The sequence below is a fragment of the Pseudomonas sp. R151218B TE3479 genome (genome assembly GCF_053629195.1).
In genome coordinates, this window is the sequence record NZ_JBRJHV010000001.1 from 4,540,681 (window position 1) to 4,560,695 (window position 20,015).

Here is a 20,015-nt window from a genome sequence, read left to right on the forward strand (position 1 = left end):
CGAGACGTCCCTTCACGATGAAAACCATAACAAGCTCGATGACGTTCTGTGGCCTGCTGGCGCTCTCTTGCGGCGCCTTGGCCGAACCGGCACCTTCGCTGCTGGACCAGGTCCTGCAACGCGGCGAACTGAAGGTGTGCACCACCGGCGACTACAAGCCCTATACCTTTAAAACCGAAGCAGGCGAATACGAAGGCATCGACATCGACATGGCGCGCTCCCTGGCCGCCAGCCTCGGCGTCAAGGTGCAATGGGTGCAGACCACCTGGAAAACCCTGATGCCGGATATGGTTGCAGGCCAATGCGACATCGGCATGGGTGGGATTTCGGTGACCCTGGAGCGTCAGAAGAAAGCCTATTTCAGCACCACTCTGGACGTGGACGGCAAGATTCCCCTGGTGCGTTGCGAAGACAAGGAGCGCTACCAGACCCTCGAACAGATGAACCAGCCTTCGGTGCGCCTTGTCGAGCCGGCCGGCGGCACCAACGAAGCCTTCGTCCGGGCGTTCCTGCCCAACGGCCAGCTCAGCTTCCATGACAACGTGACCATCTTCCAGCAGCTGCTGGACAAGAAAGCCGATGTGATGATTACCGACGCTTCGGAAGCGCTCTACCAACAGAAACTCAAGCCCGGCCTGTGCGCCGTCAACCCGACCCGCTACCTGCAATATGGCGAGAAGGCCTACCTGCTGCCACGGGATGACAACACCTGGAAGATGTACGTGGATCAGTGGCTGCACCTGAGCAAGGCCAATGGCAGCTACCAGAAGGTGATTGGCCAGTGGCTGGCCGTTCCAGCCGAATAACCGTTGGCCGAAACATAAATCCCTGTGGGAGCGAGCTTGCTCGCGATGGCATCAGGTCAGCCATATTGAGGTTGGCTGACCCACTGCAATCGCGAGCAAGCTCGCTCCCACAGGAGACCTGTGGCGTATGCGAATCCTGGGGCTACCCCAAAACAACTGTGGGAGCGAGCTTGCTCGCGATGGCGTCAGGTCAGCCATATTGAGGTTGGCTGACCCACTGCAATCGCGAGCAAGCTCGCTCCCACAGGGGACCTCCTGTGATGGGGTCTGTTCCGGACAGGCCCAGTCACCTCACTGCGCCGCGCGCACCTTGGCGATTTCCTCGTACATCGTCTTCACCAGGTCGCCATCCAAGGATTTGGCGAACTTGTCGACTACCGGTTTCACCCGCTCACGCAGGCGATCTTTCTCGGCCGGGGTGATTTCATTGACGGTCATCGCAGCAGCCAACGTGGCCTTGGCCTTGTCCATGCTCGCCGCCGTGACTTCACGCTGGAATGTTTGCGCCTCGGCCGCGGCCGCGCGAATCATCGCTTTTTCATCGTCGTTGAGACGGTTCCAGGTTTTCTGGCTGATGATCAACGATTGCGGGTTGAAGATGTGCCCCGTGACGGAAAGGTACTTCTGCACCTCGTAGAACTTGTTGCCCTCAATCACCGTGAAAGGGTTTTCCTGGCCGTCGATGGTGTGCTGCTCAAGGCCGGTGTAAACCTCGGGGAATGCCATCGGCACGGGGTTGGCGCCCAGGGCGGCGAAGGTCTCCAGGTAGATCGGCGACTGGATCACGCGAATCTTCAGGCCCTGCATGTCTTCAAGCTTGGTCACCGGATGCTTGCTGTTGGTCAGGTTGCGAAAGCCCAGGTCCCAATAACCCAGCCCTACCAGTCCTTTGCTGTCCAGTTGCGCCGCCAGTTTCTGCCCGACCGGCCCATCGATGACCGCATGGGCTTCCTCGACGTTGTTGAACAGGAACGGGAAATCGAGCATGGCGTAATCCGGTGCCTGGGCGGCCAGGATGCCGGAGTTGAGCACCGTGATGTCCAGTGTGCCGCCCTGCAACGCCGACACCGTTTGCACATCACCGCCCAGCGTACCGCCGGGGAACAGGCGGACCTTGATCTTGCCGCCGCTCTTTTCGCTGAGCAGGTCGGCGAACTTCTGCGCGCCCTGGCCCTGGGGGTGTTCCTTGACGTTCTGGAAGGCGAATCGCAAGGTCCGTTCGCGAATTTCATCCGCGTGGCTGGCCACCCCGGTCAACAGCAAGCCCGTCGCGCACGCCCCGGCCAGCAGGGTTTTCATCAGTTTTCCCATGTCACTCTCCAATCGTTATTGTTTTTAAGGTCGAGCTAACAGCACCGGTGTTATCCGGTGAAGAATTTCAACGGCCCCAGGACCAATTGCGGGAACAGGACCAACAGGAACAGCACTACAAACTGTGCAAACATGAACGGCCACACCCCGCGCACGATTTCCTCGAAATCCAGCTTGGCCACCCCGCAGACCACATTGAGCACCGTGCCCACGGGCGGCGTGATCAGGCCGATGGCCGTGTTGATCAGGAACAGCACGCCGAAGTACACCGGGTCGATCCCCGCCTGGATGACGGCCGGCATCAGCACCGGGGTGAGGATGAGGATGGTCGGAGTCATGTCCATCACCGTCCCTACCAGGATGATCAGCACCATCATCACCAGCAATAGAAGGGTCTGGTTGTCCATGAACGGCGCCAGCAGCTCCGCCAGTTGGCCCGGCAGGTCGGCGATGGTCACCAGCCACGATGAAACCATGGCCGCCGCCACCAGCAACATCACCACCGAGGTGGTCTTGGCCGAGGACAGGATCACTTCGTACAACTGGCTGACCTTCATTTCCCGGTAGATCACCAGGGACACGAACAGCGAGTAAACCGCCGCGACAACCGCCGCTTCCGTGGGCGTGAAGATGCCGAATTTGAGGCCCAGGATGATGATCAAGGGCAGGCCCATCGCCCAACTGCCGTCGAGCAACGTGCGCAGCACTTCGGCACGGGAACGCTTGGGCGGCGTCTCGACGTTCTCGCTGCGGGAGATGAACCACCAGGCAACGGCCAGCGCAGCCCCCAGCATCAACCCCGGCACGATACCGGCCAGGAACAGCTTGGAAATCGACACCCCGGAGGCCACGCCAAACACAATGAAGCCAATGCTCGGCGGAATGACCGGCGCGATGATGCTACCGGCGGCGATCAGCCCGGCCGAGCGCCCTCGGTTGTGCCCAGCCAACACCATCATCGGTACCAGCAACGCCGCCAGAGCCGCCGCATCGGCCACGGCCGAACCGGACAGCGACGCCAGCAGGCAGGAAGCGATGATCGCCACGTAGCCAAGACCTCCGCGCTTATGCCCCACCAGCGCCATGGCAATGTTGACGATGCGTTTGGACAGGCCACCGACGTTCATGATTTCGCCGGCCAACATGAAGAACGGCACGGCCATCAGCGGAAAACTGTCCGCGCCGTTGAGCAGGTTCTGGGCGATGATTTGTGCGTCGAACAGATCCAGGTAAACCATCAACGCCACGCTGACCACCAGCAACGCAAACGCGATGGGCATGCCCAGTGCCATGCTGCCGATCAAGGACCCGAGGAAAATAACCAGCGTCATGGGCGGGTACTCTTGATGGAATCAGGGGTGCTGGGGTTATGAGTGATCGCGTCGTTGTCCTTGACCATGACCAGCTCGTCATCCTCGAGCTGGCCGAACAGCGCCAGGTAGAGCTCATAGAGCAGGATCGGTGCGGCACTGGCGCCGAACACCAGGCCGGCGCCATAGAACAGCGCCATGGACAATCCCGACGCCGGGGCGACTACGTTCAGGTTGATCGCCGCCTGTTGCCAACTGCCACTGAAGATCAGCCAGCAGATGTACAACATCAGCAGATGCCCGATGACCAGGCAGATCCGCTTGCCTGCCGACGGCAAGCGCTTGACCAGGCTGTCCATGCCCAGGTGGGCACGGTCCTTGAGCGCCACCAGGGCGCCGAGAAAAATCATCCAGACAAAGAACCAGCGCGACAGCTCCTCCGACACACTGATGCCGGAGTTGAAGGCATAGCGCAGCACCACGTTGCCGAACACCAGCACGATCATTGCGAGCATGCATAGCACGATCAGCAGCTTCAGCAGCTTGAAATACAAGTCGACGACTTTTGCCATCTTGAATACCTCTCGGATTGTCGAGTGCCGGGTTCCAACCGGCGCGATAGAACGGCAGCGGTGTCCGCTATCGAATCCAAGTGGAGGTGTTCCGAGGGGCTTCAGGCCAGAAGCGCCAGATCGAGAGAAAGGCGTCGGGCGTTTGCAGACAGGTTCGCATGAGGTGTTCCTCTATTTTTATTATGGTCTTGGCAATGCGTCGCAAGACGTATGTGCCGCCTAAAATGTACCAACCGGTTAGTACGGTCAATATCCCAGGCACGAACCCATGACAAAACGGGCGATTATCGGCTACGCATTTACAGGTCTACCCTCCCCATACCGGCGAAACCAGGCACAAACTTTCCTTGGATGAAGAACAGCAGCACGCCCGATTAAAAGTTATTTATTAACCGTTCGTCATAATTAATAAAAATAAAATGAACAAAACCCCGTCAAGGGGCCTTATGAAAAGTTCAACTTAAGCCACTAATACGGCCCATGACAACATACCGGCGCCAGTCTAACGGCATGCTTAAATTCCATCTTGTTTTTTCAGGCGCCAATAATTAATAACGGCATACCTCGTTCCTCCGAAATAAAAAACAAAAATAAAACCCTTTAAAATCAATATAAAAGAACAATAATGCAGCAAATTAACAGCCCTCCCGCCATCCTCAGCGAAGCCTTTAAAAAAATATTAATGAAACTTCATATAAAAAACTTTGCGGCCGCGCACTTTGATGCTATTAATCTCCGAGCCAAAAACCAAGGTGCCACCACGTAACTTTTTTTACGCGCAAAACCCCTTTCGGATATTGGAACCACACTTAACTTAAATCACTTACTCAAGTGCGTGCCCGCACTTGGGCGAACTGTTGTGCGGCGCAGCAAACTGCGCGAGGAAGGGCGTCATCGCTACTCAAGTCCCACGAATCAAGATCCTGTCGATTTTCGGCACCCGTCCCGAAGCCATCAAGATGGCTCCTTTGGTCAAGGCCCTCGCTTCCGAACCAGGCATTGAATCGCTGATCTGCGTCACCGGCCAGCATCAAAGCATGCTCAAGCAGGTGCTGGATCTGTTCGATCTCAAGGCTGATTTCACCCTTGACGTGATGACGCCGCACCAGACACTCAACTCCCTGACTGCCGCGCTGTACAGCGCCATCGACCCGGTTCTGGAACAGACCCGGCCGGATCGGGTGCTGGTCCATGGCGACACCACTTCGGCCATGGTGGCCTCGATGGCCGCCTTTCATCGGCGCATCCCCGTAGGTCATGTCGAAGCCGGGCTGCGCACCGGTGATATCTACAGCCCATGGCCGGAAGAAATGAACCGCCGCTGCATCGACCTCAGTGCCGACCTGCTGTTTGCCCCTACCGGCCAATCCCGCGACAACCTGCGGGGCGAACGCCTGCAGGGCCGCTGCCTGGTGACGGGCAACACGGTGATCGATGCACTGCAACTGACTGCGCAACGCATTAATGACGATGCCCAGTTGCGCGGTGATCTGGACCAACAGTTCCCGTTCCTGCAAACCGGACGCAAGCTGCTGCTGGTGACCGGTCATCGTCGGGAAAACTTCGGCGAGGGTTTCCTGGACATCTGCAAGGCCTTGCGCGAGCTGGCTCAGCGCACGGATATCCAGATCGTCTACCCGGTGCATCTCAATCCCAACGTACTGGGGCCGGTGACCGAACAACTGGGAGACCTGCTCAACGTGCACTTGATCAAGCCCCTGGATTACCTGGCGTTCGTGCGCCTGATGCAACATGCCCATGTCATCCTCACGGACTCCGGCGGTGTGCAGGAGGAGGCGCCGTCCCTGGGCAAACCTGTCCTGGTGATGCGCGACGTCACCGAGCGTCCCGAAGCCGTGGCCGCTGGCACCGTGCGCCTGGTCGGCACGTCCCCGGCTTCGATCATTGCTGGCGTGAACGCGCTGTTCGACGACGTGGCCTTGTGGCGTCGTACCTCTCAGGCGGTCAATCCCTACGGCGATGGCAAGGCCAGCCAGCGCATCGTCGACACCCTGATGGGGCGTACGGTCGACGATTTTATCGCGGGTCAGGTGCAACCGGCCCACGAGCCGTTACACACGCCGCTGCCCGAGCCACGCGAGTTGCTCGCCGATTTCACCTCATAACCGCTACCCACTCTTATCAGATCGAGATTTGCCTGAATGAAGCCTTCCGTTGCCATCCCTACGGGCGCGCTCAGCGCCCTTGCCTGTGGCCTGAGCCTGCTCGTGCTCATGCCAAACTTTGCCCTGGCTGCGGATAGCCCGCTCACCCAGGCAATCCATCGACTCAACGCCGATACCCGCCAGGAGCGGGAGATCCGCTTGAGCGACCTGGGCATCACCGCGCCAATCCTGCTGGGTGCCAGCGACGCTCGACGCGAACTGTATTTGCCGGTACCCGCTGGCGTGACCCTGAGCGATGCGACACTGCAACTGGACGCCAGCTATCTCAATGGCGAAGGCGGCCGCAATACCATGCTGCTGTCGCTCGATGGTTACCCGGTGCGTGCCGAAGGCCTCAGCGAAGCGCAGGGCGATGCCAGCGTTAAACTGGGCGTAGACCAGGCCCCACGGGACAACGGCCTGGTACGCCTGGGCATTGCCTGGTCGTCGGTGGTCTCCCGGCCACTGTGCGAAGACGACCGGGTCATCGGCAACGTGCTACGCATCCAGCCTGATACCCGCTTGAACTACAGCTACGATGCCAGCCAACTGAAGGATGTCGGCGCCGCCTGGACGACACTGCCCGCCAACCCCGGCATCCTGGTCGCACCGGGCTCGTTGTCGGCCGGCAGCTATGATGCCGCTTGGCGATTGGGCGTGGCCCTGGAGCGGATCGGCAAGCATGCCCGTATCCTGCCCTTCCCTGCCCTGCAGGACAGCGTCGACCTGAGCAACCTGCGCGTCCCGGCTGAACTGTTGAACATTCCCGCCTTCGCCAGCCTCAACGGCAAGGGCCAGCATACCCTGACCAACCCGGCCGAAATCGGTGCGCTGCTGATGCTTGGCCAAGTGCCGAATCTACAGGCCGACCTGGCCATCAGCGACCCGCAACTGCTCCAGGCCATCAACCAGTCCCTGGATGCCTTGCAGAGCCAGATCCAAGGCGTCGACGCCACGGCGGCAGCGGCCTTGACCCAATGGCGCAATGCGCACGTCAACGCCGCCCTGGTAGGCACCGGCACTGACAACGTGCGCCTGGCGCTGCTGGGCACTCGTCCGGTGCTGACGATCGCCCCGGATGCGACCGGCAAAGCCTTGTCCTTGTTCGGTTCTGCATGGAATAAACTGGCGCGCAGCCGCCAGTTGACCGTGAACGAAGCGCAAACGCCGTTGAGCGACGATGGCCGCGTGGCCCTGTCGCGACTGGGCGGCGCTCCCGGTAACTTCGACGTGGCCTCGCGATTCGACTGGAGCACTTCGTTCCCTCTGGGCAGCGTGGCGTATGACGGTCGCCTGCCTGTCACGGCAGTGGTCGACGTTTCCGCCGCACCCGGCGCTTCGGACACCGCGCCCGTGGCCTCGCTGTTTTTCAATGACTTCCTGATCGGTGCCCAGCAACTGACCACCGATGGCCAACCCCAACGCATCCAGGCTCACATCCCGCGCTACGCCCTGGGCTCGAAAAACGTACTGCGCGTCTCGTTCCAGCGCCAACCGGTCAGCGACCGTTGCCTCGAAACGCCTCAGGCATTCCCGGTGTCCGTACTGCCTACCAGCCATATCGTGCTGGACAAAACCTCACTGGGTGACGATTTCGCCGGCATCGCCGCACGCTTTGCCGTAGACACCCAAGTGCTCGTTCCCCAGGCCTACCTTGACCATCCGGCCAGCAGCCTGGCCCAGGTGATCCCGGTGGCAGATGCCTCGGGTGTCTCGCCGCTGCGCGCACAGTTGAAAGTCAACACCGATCCGAAAGCCGTCGTCAGCCCGGACAAAGCGTTCCTGGCTTTCGAATTGCCGCTCAAGGACAGCAAGGAGTCGGTTCAGGTCGACGAGCAGGGTCACCTGCGGATCAATCATAAGGACCAGGTGATGCTGGATGTGCAGCGCCTCAACCAGTTGGCTTCGTTGCAAGTGGTGCAGACCTCGGGCCAGCACGGCCTGGTCTATCGGGCCCTGGGCGACCAGCCCCCGAGCCTGGCCAAGCCGGTCGTACTGACCCGTGGCGATGTGGCGATTCTAGGCGACAACGGTGCCGTGGCGATCTTCGATACCCAGGATCCCAACGGCAGCCAGTTGATCGGCGAGGAAGAACCCAAGGGCCTGGATGCCTGGCGCAAACCTTCGCTGCTTTGGCTGATCCCCGGTGGCATCGCCTTGTTCCTTATCCTGTTGCTGGCTGGCCGTAGCGCCCGTCGCAATCGCCAGTAACGGTAACCTTTGATGACGTCGCTTTATTGGCCCTATTGGCTGGCCCACTACTATAACTACCTGGAAGTCGCGACCATTGTGGTCGCGGTACTGATCCTGATCTCCAGCCTGGACGATCTGATCATCGACGTGTGGTACTGGTCTCGTCGCCTCTACCGCAAGTTCACCGTGGACCGCAAATACCGGCCGCTGACCGTCGAGCAATTGTTGGCCCGGGACGAACAGCCCCTGGCGATCATGGTCCCGGCCTGGCTGGAATACGACGTCATCGCGCCGATGATCGAGAACATGGTGTCGACGCTCGACTACCAGAACTACGTCGTCTTCGTTGGCACCTATATCAACGACCAGCGCACCATCGACGAAGTCGAGCGGATGCGCCGGCGCTACAAGCAGCTGCACCGCGTGGAAGTGCCCCATGCCGGGCCGACCTGCAAGGCTGACTGTTTGAACTGGGTGATCCAGGCGATTTTCCTGCACGAGAAAACCCATGGCATGACCTTCGCCGGCGTCGTGCTGCACGACAGCGAAGACGTGCTGCATCCGCTGGAATTGCGCTTGTTCAACTACCTGTTGCCGCGCAAGGACATGATCCAGTTGCCGGTGGTCTCGCTGGAGCGCAACTGGTACGAATGGGTGGCGGGCGTCTACATGGACGAGTTCGCCGAATGGCACGGCAAGGACCTGGTGGTGCGTGAAAGCATGACCGACACCGTGCCCTCGGCCGGCGTCGGCACCTGTTTTTCCCATCGTGCCCTGCGGGTGCTGGCCGGCGAAACCGAAAACCAGCCGTTCAACACCGACAGCCTCACCGAAGACTACGACGTCGGTGCGCGGTTGGCCAAGGTCGGTATGAACGCGATTTTCGTACGCTTCCCGGTGCAATTCCGGGTGCTGCGCAAATCCTGGTTCCGCAAGCCCTATGAATCGACCCTGACGATGCCTTTGTGCGTGCGCGAGTTTTTCCCCGACACCTTCCGCACCGCCTTTCGACAAAAGGCGCGCTGGACCCTGGGCATCGGCCTGCAAGGCTGGGAACAGATGGGCTGGAATGGCTCGCTGGCCAACCGATACCTGCTGTTTCGCGACCGCAAAGGTGTGGTGACAGCGTTCATCAGCATTCTTGCCTACGTGATTCTGGTACAGCTGCTGGGCCTGATTATCCTGCGTAACAGTGGTTTGTGGGACGTCAGCTTCCCGACGCCTTTTGAAACCAACGACGTGATCAAATACCTGTTACTGGCCAACGGCGTTGCCCTGGCCTGGCGCATCCTGCACCGCTATTACTTCACCACCGTACTGTACGGCTGGCAGCACGGTTTGCTGTCGATCCCGCGCATGCTGGTGGGCAACTTCGTCAACTTCATGGCCGCCTCTCGCGCTTGGCGCATGTTCCTGGTGGGCAAGGTCATGAACCGCAAGCTGGTCTGGGACAAGACCATGCATGACTTCCCGTCCACCGACCTGGTCGCCACCGCACCACGCCGCCTGGGCAGTGTATTGCTGTCCTGGCAAGCCATTACCGACACCCACCTGCAAAGCGCCCTCGACGAACAGCAGTCGCGCAATGTGCCGCTGGGTCGAATTCTGCTCAATAACGGCTGGCTGGACGACGAAACCCTGGCCGAAGCCATCGCGTTCCAGAATGACTTGCCGCGGGTCTTCGACGTGGCCGAAAAAGCCGCAGCCTCAACCTCGGCGCTGGCCAGCGAGTTTGCCTTGCGCTGGCGCGTCATTCCCCTGGGGCGTAATGGCGAAGGGCGTGAACAGATCGCCGTCGCCAACCCGCTTTCCGATGAAGGTCTGCAACAGGTCAGCGCCGAATTGGGCAGCGAGCCGGTGCAATTGATCGCCCGGGAGAGTGAAATTCTCGCGTTGTTGCGCCAATTGCCGGCGAACAATGGTCATGCCGTACCGAATGCCAGCGCGCCGCTGCTGGGCGACCTGCTGATCGAAATGGGCCTGCTCGATCGCGATCAGTTCAGCCGCGCCATGCTGCAGTATCGTCCGCAGCATCACGGCCGGATCGGCGATTACCTGGTCGACAGCGGCGTGTTGCCCCGAGCAACGATCGAACAGGTGGTGGCACGCCAGCACAGCCGCTATCCAATGGAGCTTCCGGCATGAACCGCCCCCTTCTGACCCTCTTGGCCGCGGGGCTGAGCCTGATTCCCGTGCTGGCGCCTGCCGAGACATTACCGCTGCCGTTGACGGGGCCGGCCTACACCGCCGCCAACGAGGCCTACAGCGCCTACGAGCGCAAGGACTACGACCTGGCCATCGCCAAGGCGCGCGAAGCCCTTCGCCTACGTGCCGACGTGACGCGCCTGAACACGCTGATCGAACTGGCCGAACGGGACAAGAAACTGCGCGACCAGCCGCGGACAGCCAGATCATCCCGCGCCGTGGCGGCAGCACCGGGCTTCGCCGCCGCGTCCCAGGGCTTCAAAGCCTATGATCGCAAACAATTCGGCCTGGCCGCACAATCGGCCCGCAAGGCCATCACCCAGGCACCCCGACGCCGGGAATACCGGTTGTTACTGGTCGACGCCCTGCAACGCCAGCAACACCTGGAAGAAGCCGACCAAGCCGTTACCGATGCGCTAGGGGTTTTCACCAATGACACCTCGTTGCTGATGCGGCGCAAAGAAATTCGCCGCCAACTGGCAGCACCGCTGGCGGTCCAGGGCTACCGCGCCCTGCAGCAAGGCAACCGCGCCCTGGCTGTGGAAAAGGCCCGCAAAGCCGTAGCCTGGGCTCCGGAAATCGCCGCCAACCAGCAACTGCTCGATAGTGCATTGCTCGATGCCAATGATTCCGACGCACCGGTCCTGGAGTGTCAGGAAAGCGCCTTCGGCCTGACGTGCGCCACCCGGCCGGTTAACACCTATGAGCGGGCACCGGTGAGCGATCTGCAGCTTGCTTATGATTCGGTCCGCAGCGGCGATGACGAGGCGGCCCACGCCGCGTTCCGCAAGGCCGACGCCACTGAGCCACTGAAGCCGGCGGCTGCCCAGGACGCGGCCTACAACGCCATGCGTGTCAATGAAGACGACGAAGCCGTCGCGTACTTCAAACGCGTGATCGACGGGCAAAAAACTGCAGAAACACCCATGTCCGCGCAACAACTGTTCGATACCCGTCGCGCCGTGGGTGACGTTTCGCGCCGGATGGGCCTGACCAGCACCACCAGCTATCGCGGCAACAGCTCCAGTGGCCTGAGCGCCGCGCCGAGCACCGGCAGCAGTGGCAGCCAAAGCAATGACTTGCTGCAAAACAGCACCGAGCTGTCCTGGCGCCCGTTGGGTTATCGCAACGCCCGCTTTGTCGAACTCTACGGGCGTATCACCGATACCCTGTGGAGCAAGAACAGTGATTCGGACACCGGCGCCGATGCCCTGCAAGGCGCCGTTGGCGTACGGGTCAAACCCTTCAGTTCCGTCAACATCATGGCCGCCCTTGAACGCACCTTCCCCCTTGGATCGTCCAATGTCGACGGCGACTGGCTGGTGCGCCTGGGCTACGGTTCGAGCATCGGTACCGACCTGCGGGTCGATGTGCCGAGCTGGTGGACCTCGCAGTTGTATGCCGAGGTCGGCCATTACCTCAACGACTCGCGCAATTACTTCAACAGCGAATGGCAAGTAGGCCGCAGCTACGCCATCGGCGGGACCGGTTCGCGCTGGGTGACCTTCCCCCATGTCGTGGCGGCGATCGACTACGATTCGAAGATGAAGAGCGAAGCCGGTGGCGGCTTTTCTTCCGGCGACGCCGGGGGGATCGGGATAGGAAACAACGTACGCTATTGGTTCCGGGAAGACGCCTACAACGCGCCACGTTCCTATGTGGATTTTTCCTTGCAATACCGAGCCAGGGTGTTTGGCGAGGATCGCGCCAAAGGGGTGTTCGCGCGCTTGACCTACTCCTATTGATCCGGTGGGTGTGCCAGTCGGTCCATCGCTACGAAAAGCGGCTCGTCTTGCCGAGCCGCGACTACACTGCATCCAGAAGGAACTTGTTTGAAAAGCTTCGCAACGTTCATCCATCGCAAGACTGTCGCGGCGCTGTTACTGGCCGCGCTCCTCGCCGCAGGTACAGGGACGTACTACATGACCACCCGCGCGGCACCGAACATCGTCGGCATCGTCTGGCAGCCGGACAACCAGACCGTCGGCATCAGCGGCAATTGGGAAAAACTGGGCGTGCACGAACTGCTGGTGCAATGGACGGTGGTGGACGACCAGGCCTTCGTGCCCGGCACCGGCCTGACCAGCGTGCCGGTACTGCCGGATTGGGCGCGCATCGCCAAGGCGCCCTGGGCCCAGGATGTCATCCTCGGGTTGGCCGGCTATTTCAGCGAGAACCGCTCTCGGGACGATATCGAGCAACTGGCGGCGCTGTCGGAGCGCATCGCTGGGTTGCCCACGCCATTGCATGTCACCGGTTGGTATTTTCCGGCTGAAGTCGACCCCAGCTGGTCAGGCGCCACGGAGTTGCCGGCCCTGCTCGCCAAGCTGCCGCGGCCGCTGTGGATCAGTGTCTACGACGGTGCCAATATCGGCCCTGCCGCCACCGCAGACTGGCTCAAGCAATGGCTGCCGAACGATATCGGCGTGTTTTTCCAGGACGGCGTCGGCGTCTACGCCCGCACTGCCCCGGTGGCCCGGAACTATGCCGATGCCTTGCGCGATCGGCTTGGCAAGGACCGCGTGCGGATCATCGTCGAAGCCTTCCGCCCCCAATACGGCGGCGGTTTCCGCGCCGCCACCGTCGCCGAGCTCAAGCCACAACTGGCGGCCTATTCGGGCTACCCGCTCTACCTGTTCGATGGCCCGCACTACATGACCCCGGCATTGGTGGACCGGCTGAAGCAAGCCCTGGCCCAGCCCTGATCAGGCATTTGAGCTATCCGCTCACCCTCGTTTACTGAGTTTGTATCGGTCTGTATATAAAATGCGGGCTGATACGAAATGATGGATTTCGCCCCCTCCTGGCACACATCGTCGATACATCCGCGCGTTTAACTGTGATCACCGGACAGCAACACATTCGTTGCCACCGGCCCACTCAATCAAGCGCAAGGAGAATCACCATGTTCAACTTCTCGAAACTTTCGTCTATGGCAATCGCCCTGACACTGGTTGGCGGCGTCGGCCTGTCGAACGTTGCCTCGGCAAAGAACGCCCCAGCCCAGGCTGCGCATCAACTGGCTGAAGGCGGGTCCGATCGTTTGATCCAGAATCGCGTGGCCGAGGGCGGCTCCGATCGTTTGATCCAGAATCGCGTGGCCGAGGGCGGCTCGGATCGCTTGATCGACAATCGCGTGGCTGAAGGCGGGGCTGATCGGTTGCAGGAGCTGCGTGAACGCAGCGCGGTGTGAGGCGATTGTGTGGCCAGAGATTGCTCCCGCTCGACGCTGTAGGAGCTGGCGAAGCCTGCGATCTTTTGATCTTGATTGGCAGTGCAAAGATCGCAGCCTCGCTTCGCTCGACAGCTCCTATGGGTTTCACCCGCGGGAGCAGGCCCCTTCGCTACAAAAGCTTATGGCTCAGGGCTTGATGTTCTTCAGCTCATTGAGCAAGGCCAGCAGTTGCTGCATCTTTTCCTCGCCGAACTGTTCTTCGATCCGCCGGTAGTTGCCTTCCATGCCCTCGCTCATGGACACGAAGCACTGCTGGCCGCGTTCGGTCAGGCCAACGAAGACCCGCCGCTGGTCCTGGCTGGACTTCTGCCGACGTACCAGGCCGTCACGCTCCAGGCGACTGAGCACACCGGTCATGCTCGGCTTGAGAATGCAGGCCTGATGGGCGAGCTGGTGGCTTTCCAGCTCACCTTGCTGATGGAGGATGCGGATCACTCGCCACTGCTGTTCCGTGAGGTCATGCTGGTTCAGCGCCGGGCGGAAAAAAGCCATCGCCGCTTCGCGGGCTTGCAACAACGTCAGGGTCAAAGAAGGTCTGGGATTGGCCATGTTCGAACTGTGTGGATGGGCGAGTCGGCAGCTTAGTGTCGCGGTCACAGCGCTGCAAGCGCTCAACGCAACCCTGATTGCCGTTGGCGATACTCCCCCGGCGTGAGTTGAGCGTAACGCTGGAAAAACCGACTGAAATACGCCGGGTCCTTGAACCCGAGCTGGTAGCAGATTTCATTGGCCGAGCTGCCGGTGAACAACAGCAGTCGCTTGGCCTCCTGCATCAGCCGCTCCATGATCAGACGTTTGGAAGGCAGGTCGGCGATGCGTCGGCACACGTCGTTGAGGCGCGCCTCGGTCACGCCGATGCCCTCGGCGTAGCGCGACAGTGGCCAATGTTGCAGGTAGTGGGCTTCGATCAGCTCATTGAAGCGATGAAAGATCTTCAGGTCTTCATGCCGTGCCGGCCTGGCTTCCAGGGAATTGGAACACAGCCGCAACAGGCTGATCATGATCAACCGCGTCAACCCATCCAGCGCCCCACTGCGCCCCGGACGTCCCGCCACTACTTCCTCGCTCAGTTCCTCGAACAAGTATTCCAACCGTCGCACCTCCCCCGCCTGCCCAGACCCCAGTTGCGCCAAGGCCACGCAGGCGGCCGGCATTTGCACGCCAGCCGGCGCCAGGCTCGGGTCGGCGTCGATCAACTGCCACACCAATTGCTGGCGCACCGTCAGCACATGCCCGTCACTGTCGGCTTCGGTCACGAAGGCATGGGGAATGGTCGGCGGAGTGAGGAAGAACATCGGGCCGGATTCGACGTACTGCTGGTCATCGAGGTACACGCGCACGGTGCCGCTCTTGACGTAGTGCACCTGGAAGAACCGGTCGTGGCGATGCACCGGCATGTTGCGGCCGAAAAAACCCGCCAGGTTGGCGAGCCGGTCGTAATGCACTTCGGCGTCGCTGTAGCGCTGGTCATACACCTGACCAATGTTGATGTTCGGGATCGGCGGGCGGTCGGTCATCACGCAAGGCTCGTTTTTATTCTATTTCAGGTACCTGTCGCACTCATCCTGCACCGAATCCGGCAAGGCAACCAGTGCCAGTCATTCTGTCACGCTTGACGATAGTTAACATCTTAATTATAACTGTTAACACATTAACAATAGCCGCAGAGCCCTCATCACTCTGCCATCGCCAGGAGACAAGCATGAGCCGTGCCCTGCATGACGTCGCGACCGGCACCCTGTTCGGGGTCGCGCTGAACTACCAGGGGCTGCTGAAACAGCGCCTCGCCGAGTTCGAGCAACCGCCCTACCAGAAGCCGCCGCTCAAGCCCGTGCTGTTCATCAAGACGCCCAATACCCGCAACTGGCACGGCGCCGATGTGGTTCATCCAAGTCATGGCGAAAGGCTGCAACCCGGCCCTGCCCTTGGCGTGGTGATGGGCAAGTCGGCCAGCCGCGTCAGCGCCGCCGAAGCCCTGGACTACGTGGCCGGCTACACCGTCGTCAATGAATTCAGCCTCCCGGAAAACAGCTATTACCGCCCCGCCGTCAAGGCCAAGTGCCGGGACGGCTTCTGCGCCATCGGCCCGGAACTGGTACCGATCGCCCAGGTGAGCGCCCCCCACAGCCTGGCGATCACGCTGTACGTCAACGGCGAGGTGTGCCAGCAAAACAGCACAGCCAATTTCGTTCGCAACATTCCCCAGCTGATTGCCGAAATCAGCGAGTTCATGACCCTGCACGCCGGCGACGTCCTGATCACCGGTACACCTGAGGGTCGGGTCGACGTATTGCCCGGTGACCGTGTCGAAGTGGAGATCAGCGGCTTGGGCCGTCTGGTCAATACCGTCGTGGCCGAGGAAACAGGAGCAGGTTCATGAAACACGCGCGCATTCGTTTTGAAGGCCAGGATCACGCCGTCACCGTCGAAGCTCACAACACCGTACGCCTGGCGGACGGTCGCCTGCTGGCCGAGGACCAGGTCCAGTGGCTGCCACCGGCCACCGGCAGCATGTTCGCCCTGGGCCTGAACTATGCCGATCACGCCGCCGAACTGGCGTTCAAGCCACCGACCGAACCTCTGGCGTTCATCAAGTCGCCGGGGACCTACACCGGCCATAACCAGGTGACCTGGCGTCCCGACAACGTCGCCTACATGCATTACGAGTGCGAACTGGTGGCGGTCATCGGCAAAGCCGCGCGCAACGTCAAGCGCGAGGATGCGCTGGATTACCTGGCCGGCTACACCGTGTGCAACGACTACGCGATCCGCGACTTCCTGGAAAACTACTACCGCCCCAACCTGCGGGTGAAGAACCGTGACGCGACGACGCCCGTCGGCCCATGGATCGTCGACGTGGCCGATGTGCCGGATCCGAGCAACCTGAAGCTGCGCACCTGGATCAACGGCCAATTGCGCCAGGAAGGCAGCACGAAGGACATGATTTTCGACATCCCCTACCTGATCGAATACCTGTCCAGCTTCATGACCCTGCAGCCCGGCGACATGATCGCCACCGGCACGCCGGAAGGCCTGGCGGACGTGGTGCCGGGTGATGAAGTGGTGGTGGAAGTGGAAGGCGTCGGTCGCCTGGTCAATCGAATTGTCAGCGAAGCCGAGTTCTTCGCATCCCGTAAAGAGGCTTGAGCAGCATGATCAATCATTGGATCGACGGCCGTGAGGTCGAAAGCAAAGACGTCTTCGTCAACTACAACCCGGCCACCGGTGAGGCCATCGGCGAAGTCGCCAGCGGCGGCGCCGAGGAAGTGGCCCTGGCGGTCGCGGCGGCCAAGGAAGCGTTTCCGAAATGGGCCAACACCCCGGCCAAGGAACGCGCCCGGCTGATGCGCAAGCTCGGTGAACTGATCGAGCAGAACGTGCCGAAGCTGGCCGAACTGGAAACCCTCGACACCGGTTTGCCGATTCACCAGACCAAGAACGTGCTGATCCCGCGGGCCTCCCACAACTTCGATTTCTTTGCTGAAGTCTGCACGCGGATGGACGGCCATACCTACCCGGTCGACGACCAGATGCTCAACTACACCCTGTACCAACCGGTGGGTGTCTGCGCGCTGGTATCGCCCTGGAACGTGCCGTTCATGACCGCGACCTGGAAGACCGCGCCGTGCCTGGCCCTGGGCAATACGGCCGTGCTGAAGATGTCCGAACTGTCACCGCTGACCGCCAACGAGCTGGGGCGCCTGGCCGTCGAGGCCGGCATTCCCAATGGCGTGTTGAACGTGATCCAGGGTTACGGCGCCACCGCCGGCGATGCGCTGGTGCGCCACCCGGACGTACGGGCGATCTCCTTCACCGGTGGCACCGCCACCGGCAAGAAAATCATGCAGACCGCCGGGCTGAAAAAGTACTCGATGGAACTGGGCGGCAAGTCGCCGGTGCTGATTTTCGAAGACGCCGACCTGGAACGGGCACTCGACGCGGCACTGTTCACCATTTTTTCTCTCAATGGCGAACGCTGCACCGCCGGCAGCCGGATCTTCATCCAGGAAAGCGTCTACCCGCAATTCGCGGCCGAGTTTGCCGCCCGCGCCAAACGCCTGATCGTCGGCGACCCGCAAGACCCGAAAACCCAGGTCGGTTCGATGATCACCCAGGCCCATTACGACAAGGTCACCGGCTACATCAAGATCGGCCTCGAAGAAGGCGCCACCCTCCTGGCCGGTGGCCTGGAACGCCCGGCCAACCTACCGGCGCACTTGAGCCGCGGCCAGTTCATCCAGCCGACGGTGTTCGCCGACGTCAACAACAAGATGCGCATCGCCCAGGAAGAAATCTTCGGCCCGGTGGTGTGCCTGATCCCGTTCAAGGATGAAGCCGAGGCCTTGCAACTGGCCAACGACACCGAATATGGCCTGGCCTCGTACATCTGGACCCAGGACATCGGCAAGGCCCATCGCCTGGCCCACGGCATCGAGGCCGGCATGGTGTTCATCAACAGCCAGAACGTGCGCGACCTGCGCCAGCCTTTCGGCGGCGTAAAGGGTTCCGGAACCGGTCGCGAAGGTGGACAGTACAGTTTTGAAGTGTTCGCCGAGATCAAGAACGTGTGCATTTCCATGGGCAGTCATCACATACCGCGGTGGGGTGTTTAACCCAAGGTAAGTGATGAACGCTGTGGCGAGGGGATTTATCCCCGCTGGGGCGCGAAGCGCCCCCCCTCGGTAGACCTGGCACACCGACTTCTCAAATATTGGGGCTGCTACGCAGCCCAGCGGGGATAAATCCCCTCGCCACAAAAGCGCCAACACAAGCAAGACCCGATTCACCGATTATCCGAGATTCAACAAGAACAATTTTTCAGGAGAATCATCATGGGCGAAGTCGTCCTGGCCGCGAAAATCTGCCACGTTCCCTCGATGTACCTGTCGGAGCTGCCCGGCAAGCACCACGGTTGCCGCGCCGCCGCGATTGCCGGCCACAAGGAAATCGGCCGTCGCGCCCGTGAGCTGGGGGCCGATACCGCCGTGGTGTTCGACGTGCACTGGCTGGTCAACAGCGCCTATCACGTCAACAGCGGCGAGCACTTCAAGGGCGTCTACACCAGCAACGAGCTGCCGCACTTCATCAAGAACATGGAGTACGAATACTCAGGCGCCCCGGAACTGGGCGAGCTGATCGCCGCCGAGGCCAATGCCGTCGATGTGCGCACCCTGGCCCACAACATCCCAAGCCTTGAACTGGAATACGGCACGCTGGTGCCCATGCGCTACATGCACATGGATGTCCCGCAGGACCAGAAATTCAACGTCGTTTCGATTGCCGCCTGGTGCGCCTGGCATCGCCTGCAAGACAGCTTCACCTTCGGCGCCGCCGTGCGCCGGGCCATCGAGAAAAGCGACCGCAAGGTGCTGGTGCTGGCATCCGGTTCGCTGTCGCACCGTTTCTCCGATGATCGCAACGCTGAAGCCAACATCCACAACTGGACACGGGAATTCGACAAGCAGGTCGACCTGCACGTCGTCGAGATGTGGCGCCAGGGTCGCTGGAAAGAGTTCTGCGCAATGCTCCCGGACTACGCCGAACACTGCTTCGGCGAAGGCAAGATGCATGACACGGCGATGCTGCTGGGGTTGCTCGGCGGACCGGACTACGACAAGCCCGCCGAAATCATCACTGAGCCTTTCGGCAGCTCCGGCACCGGCCAGATCAACGCCATTTTCCCAGTCTAAGAAACCGCCACAAGCTGCAAGCGGATCGCTTGCAACTTGCCGCTTGTAGCTCACCACTCGAAGCTGCCGACGCAGGAGGCTCCCATGCCGCATTTCATCGCTGAATACACCGACAACATCGAACGACAAGCCGACCTGCCCGGCCTGTTTGAAAAGGTCCACGCTTTGCTGGGCGACAGCGGCGTGTTCCCCCTGGGCGGTATTCGCAGCCGCGGCGTGCGCCTGGACACCTGGCGCATGGCCGACGGCAAGCATGATTACGCCTTCGTGCACATGACCTTGAAAATCGGCCATGGTCGCGACCTGGCCACCCGCCAGAACGTCGCGGAAAAACTCTTCGAAATGATCACCGCGCACTTCGACGAACTCCAGACCGAGCGTCTGCTGGCGCTGTCGTTCGAAATGATCGAACTGCACGAGCAACTCAACTTCAAGGCCAACAATGTCCATGCCTTCCTCAAGGCCCAGACAAGCTAAGCCTGCCTACCCGTTCGTCCCATCGGCCTCTCTGACAAAAAGTACAAGATC

The 20,015-nt window shown here is 60.9% G+C and carries 17 protein-coding genes; 12 read left to right on the forward strand and 5 right to left on the reverse strand.

The genetic code is table 11. The annotated features are described in order from the left end of the window. The first annotated feature begins 17 nt into the window (after positions 1-17). A complete protein-coding gene (locus AB7M32_RS19445) occupies positions 18-806 on the forward strand; it encodes a transporter substrate-binding domain-containing protein (RefSeq protein ID WP_092476613.1) in 789 nt (262 codons plus the stop codon). Between the two features lie 291 nt (positions 807-1,097). Here the strand turns inward: AB7M32_RS19445 and AB7M32_RS19450 are convergent, their stop codons facing one another. The 3 genes from AB7M32_RS19450 to AB7M32_RS19460 are packed head-to-tail and all read right to left on the reverse strand — an operon-like array spanning position 1,098 to position 3,999. Further along, the gene (locus AB7M32_RS19450; RefSeq protein WP_454251003.1) at positions 1,098-2,117 is read right to left on the reverse strand and encodes a TRAP transporter substrate-binding protein; all 1,020 of its coding nucleotides are present in this window, start codon (positions 2,115-2,117) and stop codon (positions 1,098-1,100) included. A 50-nt stretch (positions 2,118-2,167) separates the two neighbouring features. Next, positions 2,168-3,448, reverse strand: a complete 1,281-nt coding sequence (locus AB7M32_RS19455; protein ID WP_454251004.1) for a TRAP transporter large permease subunit — start codon at positions 3,446-3,448, stop codon at positions 2,168-2,170. Further along, entirely contained in the window at positions 3,445-3,999 is a 555-nt protein-coding gene (locus AB7M32_RS19460) for a TRAP transporter small permease (protein WP_454251005.1), read from the reverse strand. Before AB7M32_RS19460 ends, AB7M32_RS19455 begins: the two co-directional genes overlap by 4 nt. An 893-nt stretch (positions 4,000-4,892) precedes the next feature. Between AB7M32_RS19460 and wecB the strand changes: the two genes are divergently transcribed. From wecB to AB7M32_RS19490, 6 genes are all read left to right on the forward strand, one after another. Then, entirely contained in the window at positions 4,893-6,125 is a 1,233-nt protein-coding gene (wecB, locus tag AB7M32_RS19465; protein ID WP_454252175.1) for a non-hydrolyzing UDP-N-acetylglucosamine 2-epimerase, read from the forward strand. A gap of 36 nt (positions 6,126-6,161) precedes the next feature. Further along, the gene (locus AB7M32_RS19470) at positions 6,162-8,375 is read left to right on the forward strand and encodes a hypothetical protein (protein ID WP_454251006.1); all 2,214 of its coding nucleotides are present in this window, start codon (positions 6,162-6,164) and stop codon (positions 8,373-8,375) included. A gap of 12 nt (positions 8,376-8,387) precedes the next feature. Beyond that, complete coding sequence (locus tag AB7M32_RS19475; protein ID WP_454251007.1) at positions 8,388-10,502, forward strand: glycosyl transferase family protein; 2,115 nt, start codon at positions 8,388-8,390, stop codon at positions 10,500-10,502. Further along, positions 10,499-12,307: an NfrA family protein gene (locus AB7M32_RS19480; protein WP_454251008.1), complete on the forward strand. Its 1,809-nt coding sequence runs from the start codon at positions 10,499-10,501 to the stop codon at positions 12,305-12,307. The genes AB7M32_RS19475 and AB7M32_RS19480 overlap by 4 nt, the downstream gene beginning before the upstream one ends. Positions 12,308-12,484: 177 nt before the next feature. Continuing rightward, positions 12,485-13,267 carry a hypothetical protein gene (locus AB7M32_RS19485; RefSeq protein ID WP_454252176.1) on the forward strand — a complete coding sequence of 261 codons (783 nt, stop codon included), beginning with the start codon at positions 12,485-12,487 and terminating at the stop codon, positions 13,265-13,267. A gap of 200 nt (positions 13,268-13,467) precedes the next feature. Further along, positions 13,468-13,755 carry a phage infection protein gene (locus AB7M32_RS19490; protein WP_454251009.1) on the forward strand — a complete coding sequence of 96 codons (288 nt, stop codon included), beginning with the start codon at positions 13,468-13,470 and terminating at the stop codon, positions 13,753-13,755. 168 nt (positions 13,756-13,923) lie between these two features. On the opposite strand, the gene hpaR is transcribed toward AB7M32_RS19490, so the two are convergent. Continuing rightward, the gene (gene hpaR, locus AB7M32_RS19495) at positions 13,924-14,346 is read right to left on the reverse strand and encodes a homoprotocatechuate degradation operon regulator HpaR (protein ID WP_060742174.1); all 423 of its coding nucleotides are present in this window, start codon (positions 14,344-14,346) and stop codon (positions 13,924-13,926) included. Positions 14,347-14,408: 62 nt separating this feature from the next. Next, positions 14,409-15,314 (reverse strand): 4-hydroxyphenylacetate catabolism regulatory protein HpaA, encoded by a 906-nt coding sequence (gene hpaA, locus AB7M32_RS19500; protein WP_454251010.1) that lies wholly within the window; start codon positions 15,312-15,314, stop codon positions 14,409-14,411. Between the two features lie 185 nt (positions 15,315-15,499). Here hpaA and AB7M32_RS19505 point away from each other — a divergent pair, with 185 nt between their 5' ends. The 5 genes from AB7M32_RS19505 to AB7M32_RS19525 all read left to right on the forward strand — a co-directional run bounded on the left by AB7M32_RS19505 (position 15,500) and on the right by AB7M32_RS19525 (position 19,964). After that, positions 15,500-16,177 (forward strand): fumarylacetoacetate hydrolase family protein, encoded by a 678-nt coding sequence (locus AB7M32_RS19505; protein WP_454251011.1) that lies wholly within the window; start codon positions 15,500-15,502, stop codon positions 16,175-16,177. Beyond that, entirely contained in the window at positions 16,174-16,944 is a 771-nt protein-coding gene (locus tag AB7M32_RS19510; RefSeq protein WP_454251012.1) for a fumarylacetoacetate hydrolase family protein, read from the forward strand. The genes AB7M32_RS19505 and AB7M32_RS19510 overlap by 4 nt, the downstream gene beginning before the upstream one ends. Positions 16,945-16,949: 5 nt before the next feature. Continuing rightward, a complete protein-coding gene (gene hpaE / locus AB7M32_RS19515; protein WP_454251013.1) occupies positions 16,950-18,410 on the forward strand; it encodes a 5-carboxymethyl-2-hydroxymuconate semialdehyde dehydrogenase in 1,461 nt (486 codons plus the stop codon). A gap of 219 nt (positions 18,411-18,629) precedes the next feature. Continuing rightward, positions 18,630-19,487: a 3,4-dihydroxyphenylacetate 2,3-dioxygenase gene (gene hpaD / locus AB7M32_RS19520; protein WP_454251014.1), complete on the forward strand. Its 858-nt coding sequence runs from the start codon at positions 18,630-18,632 to the stop codon at positions 19,485-19,487. Positions 19,488-19,571: 84 nt separating this feature from the next. Further along, positions 19,572-19,964 (forward strand): 5-carboxymethyl-2-hydroxymuconate isomerase, encoded by a 393-nt coding sequence (locus AB7M32_RS19525; protein ID WP_454251015.1) that lies wholly within the window; start codon positions 19,572-19,574, stop codon positions 19,962-19,964. Positions 19,965-20,015 lie beyond the last annotated feature (51 nt).

Coding starts and splice junctions, on each gene's coding strand:
- hpaA (WP_454251010.1), bottom strand. CDS start 15,314: ATGACCGACCGCCCGCCGATCCCGAACATCAACATTGGTCAGGTGTAT.
- AB7M32_RS19445 (WP_092476613.1), top strand. CDS start 18: ATGAAAACCATAACAAGCTCGATGACGTTCTGTGGCCTGCTGGCGCTC.
- AB7M32_RS19480 (WP_454251008.1), top strand. CDS start 10,499: ATGAACCGCCCCCTTCTGACCCTCTTGGCCGCGGGGCTGAGCCTGATT.
- AB7M32_RS19470 (WP_454251006.1), top strand. CDS start 6,162: ATGAAGCCTTCCGTTGCCATCCCTACGGGCGCGCTCAGCGCCCTTGCC.
- AB7M32_RS19475 (WP_454251007.1), top strand. CDS start 8,388: ATGACGTCGCTTTATTGGCCCTATTGGCTGGCCCACTACTATAACTAC.
- hpaD (WP_454251014.1), top strand. CDS start 18,630: ATGGGCGAAGTCGTCCTGGCCGCGAAAATCTGCCACGTTCCCTCGATG.
- AB7M32_RS19460 (WP_454251005.1), bottom strand. CDS start 3,999: ATGGCAAAAGTCGTCGACTTGTATTTCAAGCTGCTGAAGCTGCTGATC.
- hpaR (WP_060742174.1), bottom strand. CDS start 14,346: ATGGCCAATCCCAGACCTTCTTTGACCCTGACGTTGTTGCAAGCCCGC.
- AB7M32_RS19485 (WP_454252176.1), top strand. CDS start 12,485: ATGACCACCCGCGCGGCACCGAACATCGTCGGCATCGTCTGGCAGCCG.
- AB7M32_RS19525 (WP_454251015.1), top strand. CDS start 19,572: ATGCCGCATTTCATCGCTGAATACACCGACAACATCGAACGACAAGCC.
- hpaE (WP_454251013.1), top strand. CDS start 16,950: ATGATCAATCATTGGATCGACGGCCGTGAGGTCGAAAGCAAAGACGTC.
- AB7M32_RS19455 (WP_454251004.1), bottom strand. CDS start 3,448: ATGACGCTGGTTATTTTCCTCGGGTCCTTGATCGGCAGCATGGCACTG.
- AB7M32_RS19505 (WP_454251011.1), top strand. CDS start 15,500: ATGAGCCGTGCCCTGCATGACGTCGCGACCGGCACCCTGTTCGGGGTC.
- AB7M32_RS19510 (WP_454251012.1), top strand. CDS start 16,174: ATGAAACACGCGCGCATTCGTTTTGAAGGCCAGGATCACGCCGTCACC.
- AB7M32_RS19450 (WP_454251003.1), bottom strand. CDS start 2,117: ATGGGAAAACTGATGAAAACCCTGCTGGCCGGGGCGTGCGCGACGGGC.
- AB7M32_RS19490 (WP_454251009.1), top strand. CDS start 13,468: ATGTTCAACTTCTCGAAACTTTCGTCTATGGCAATCGCCCTGACACTG.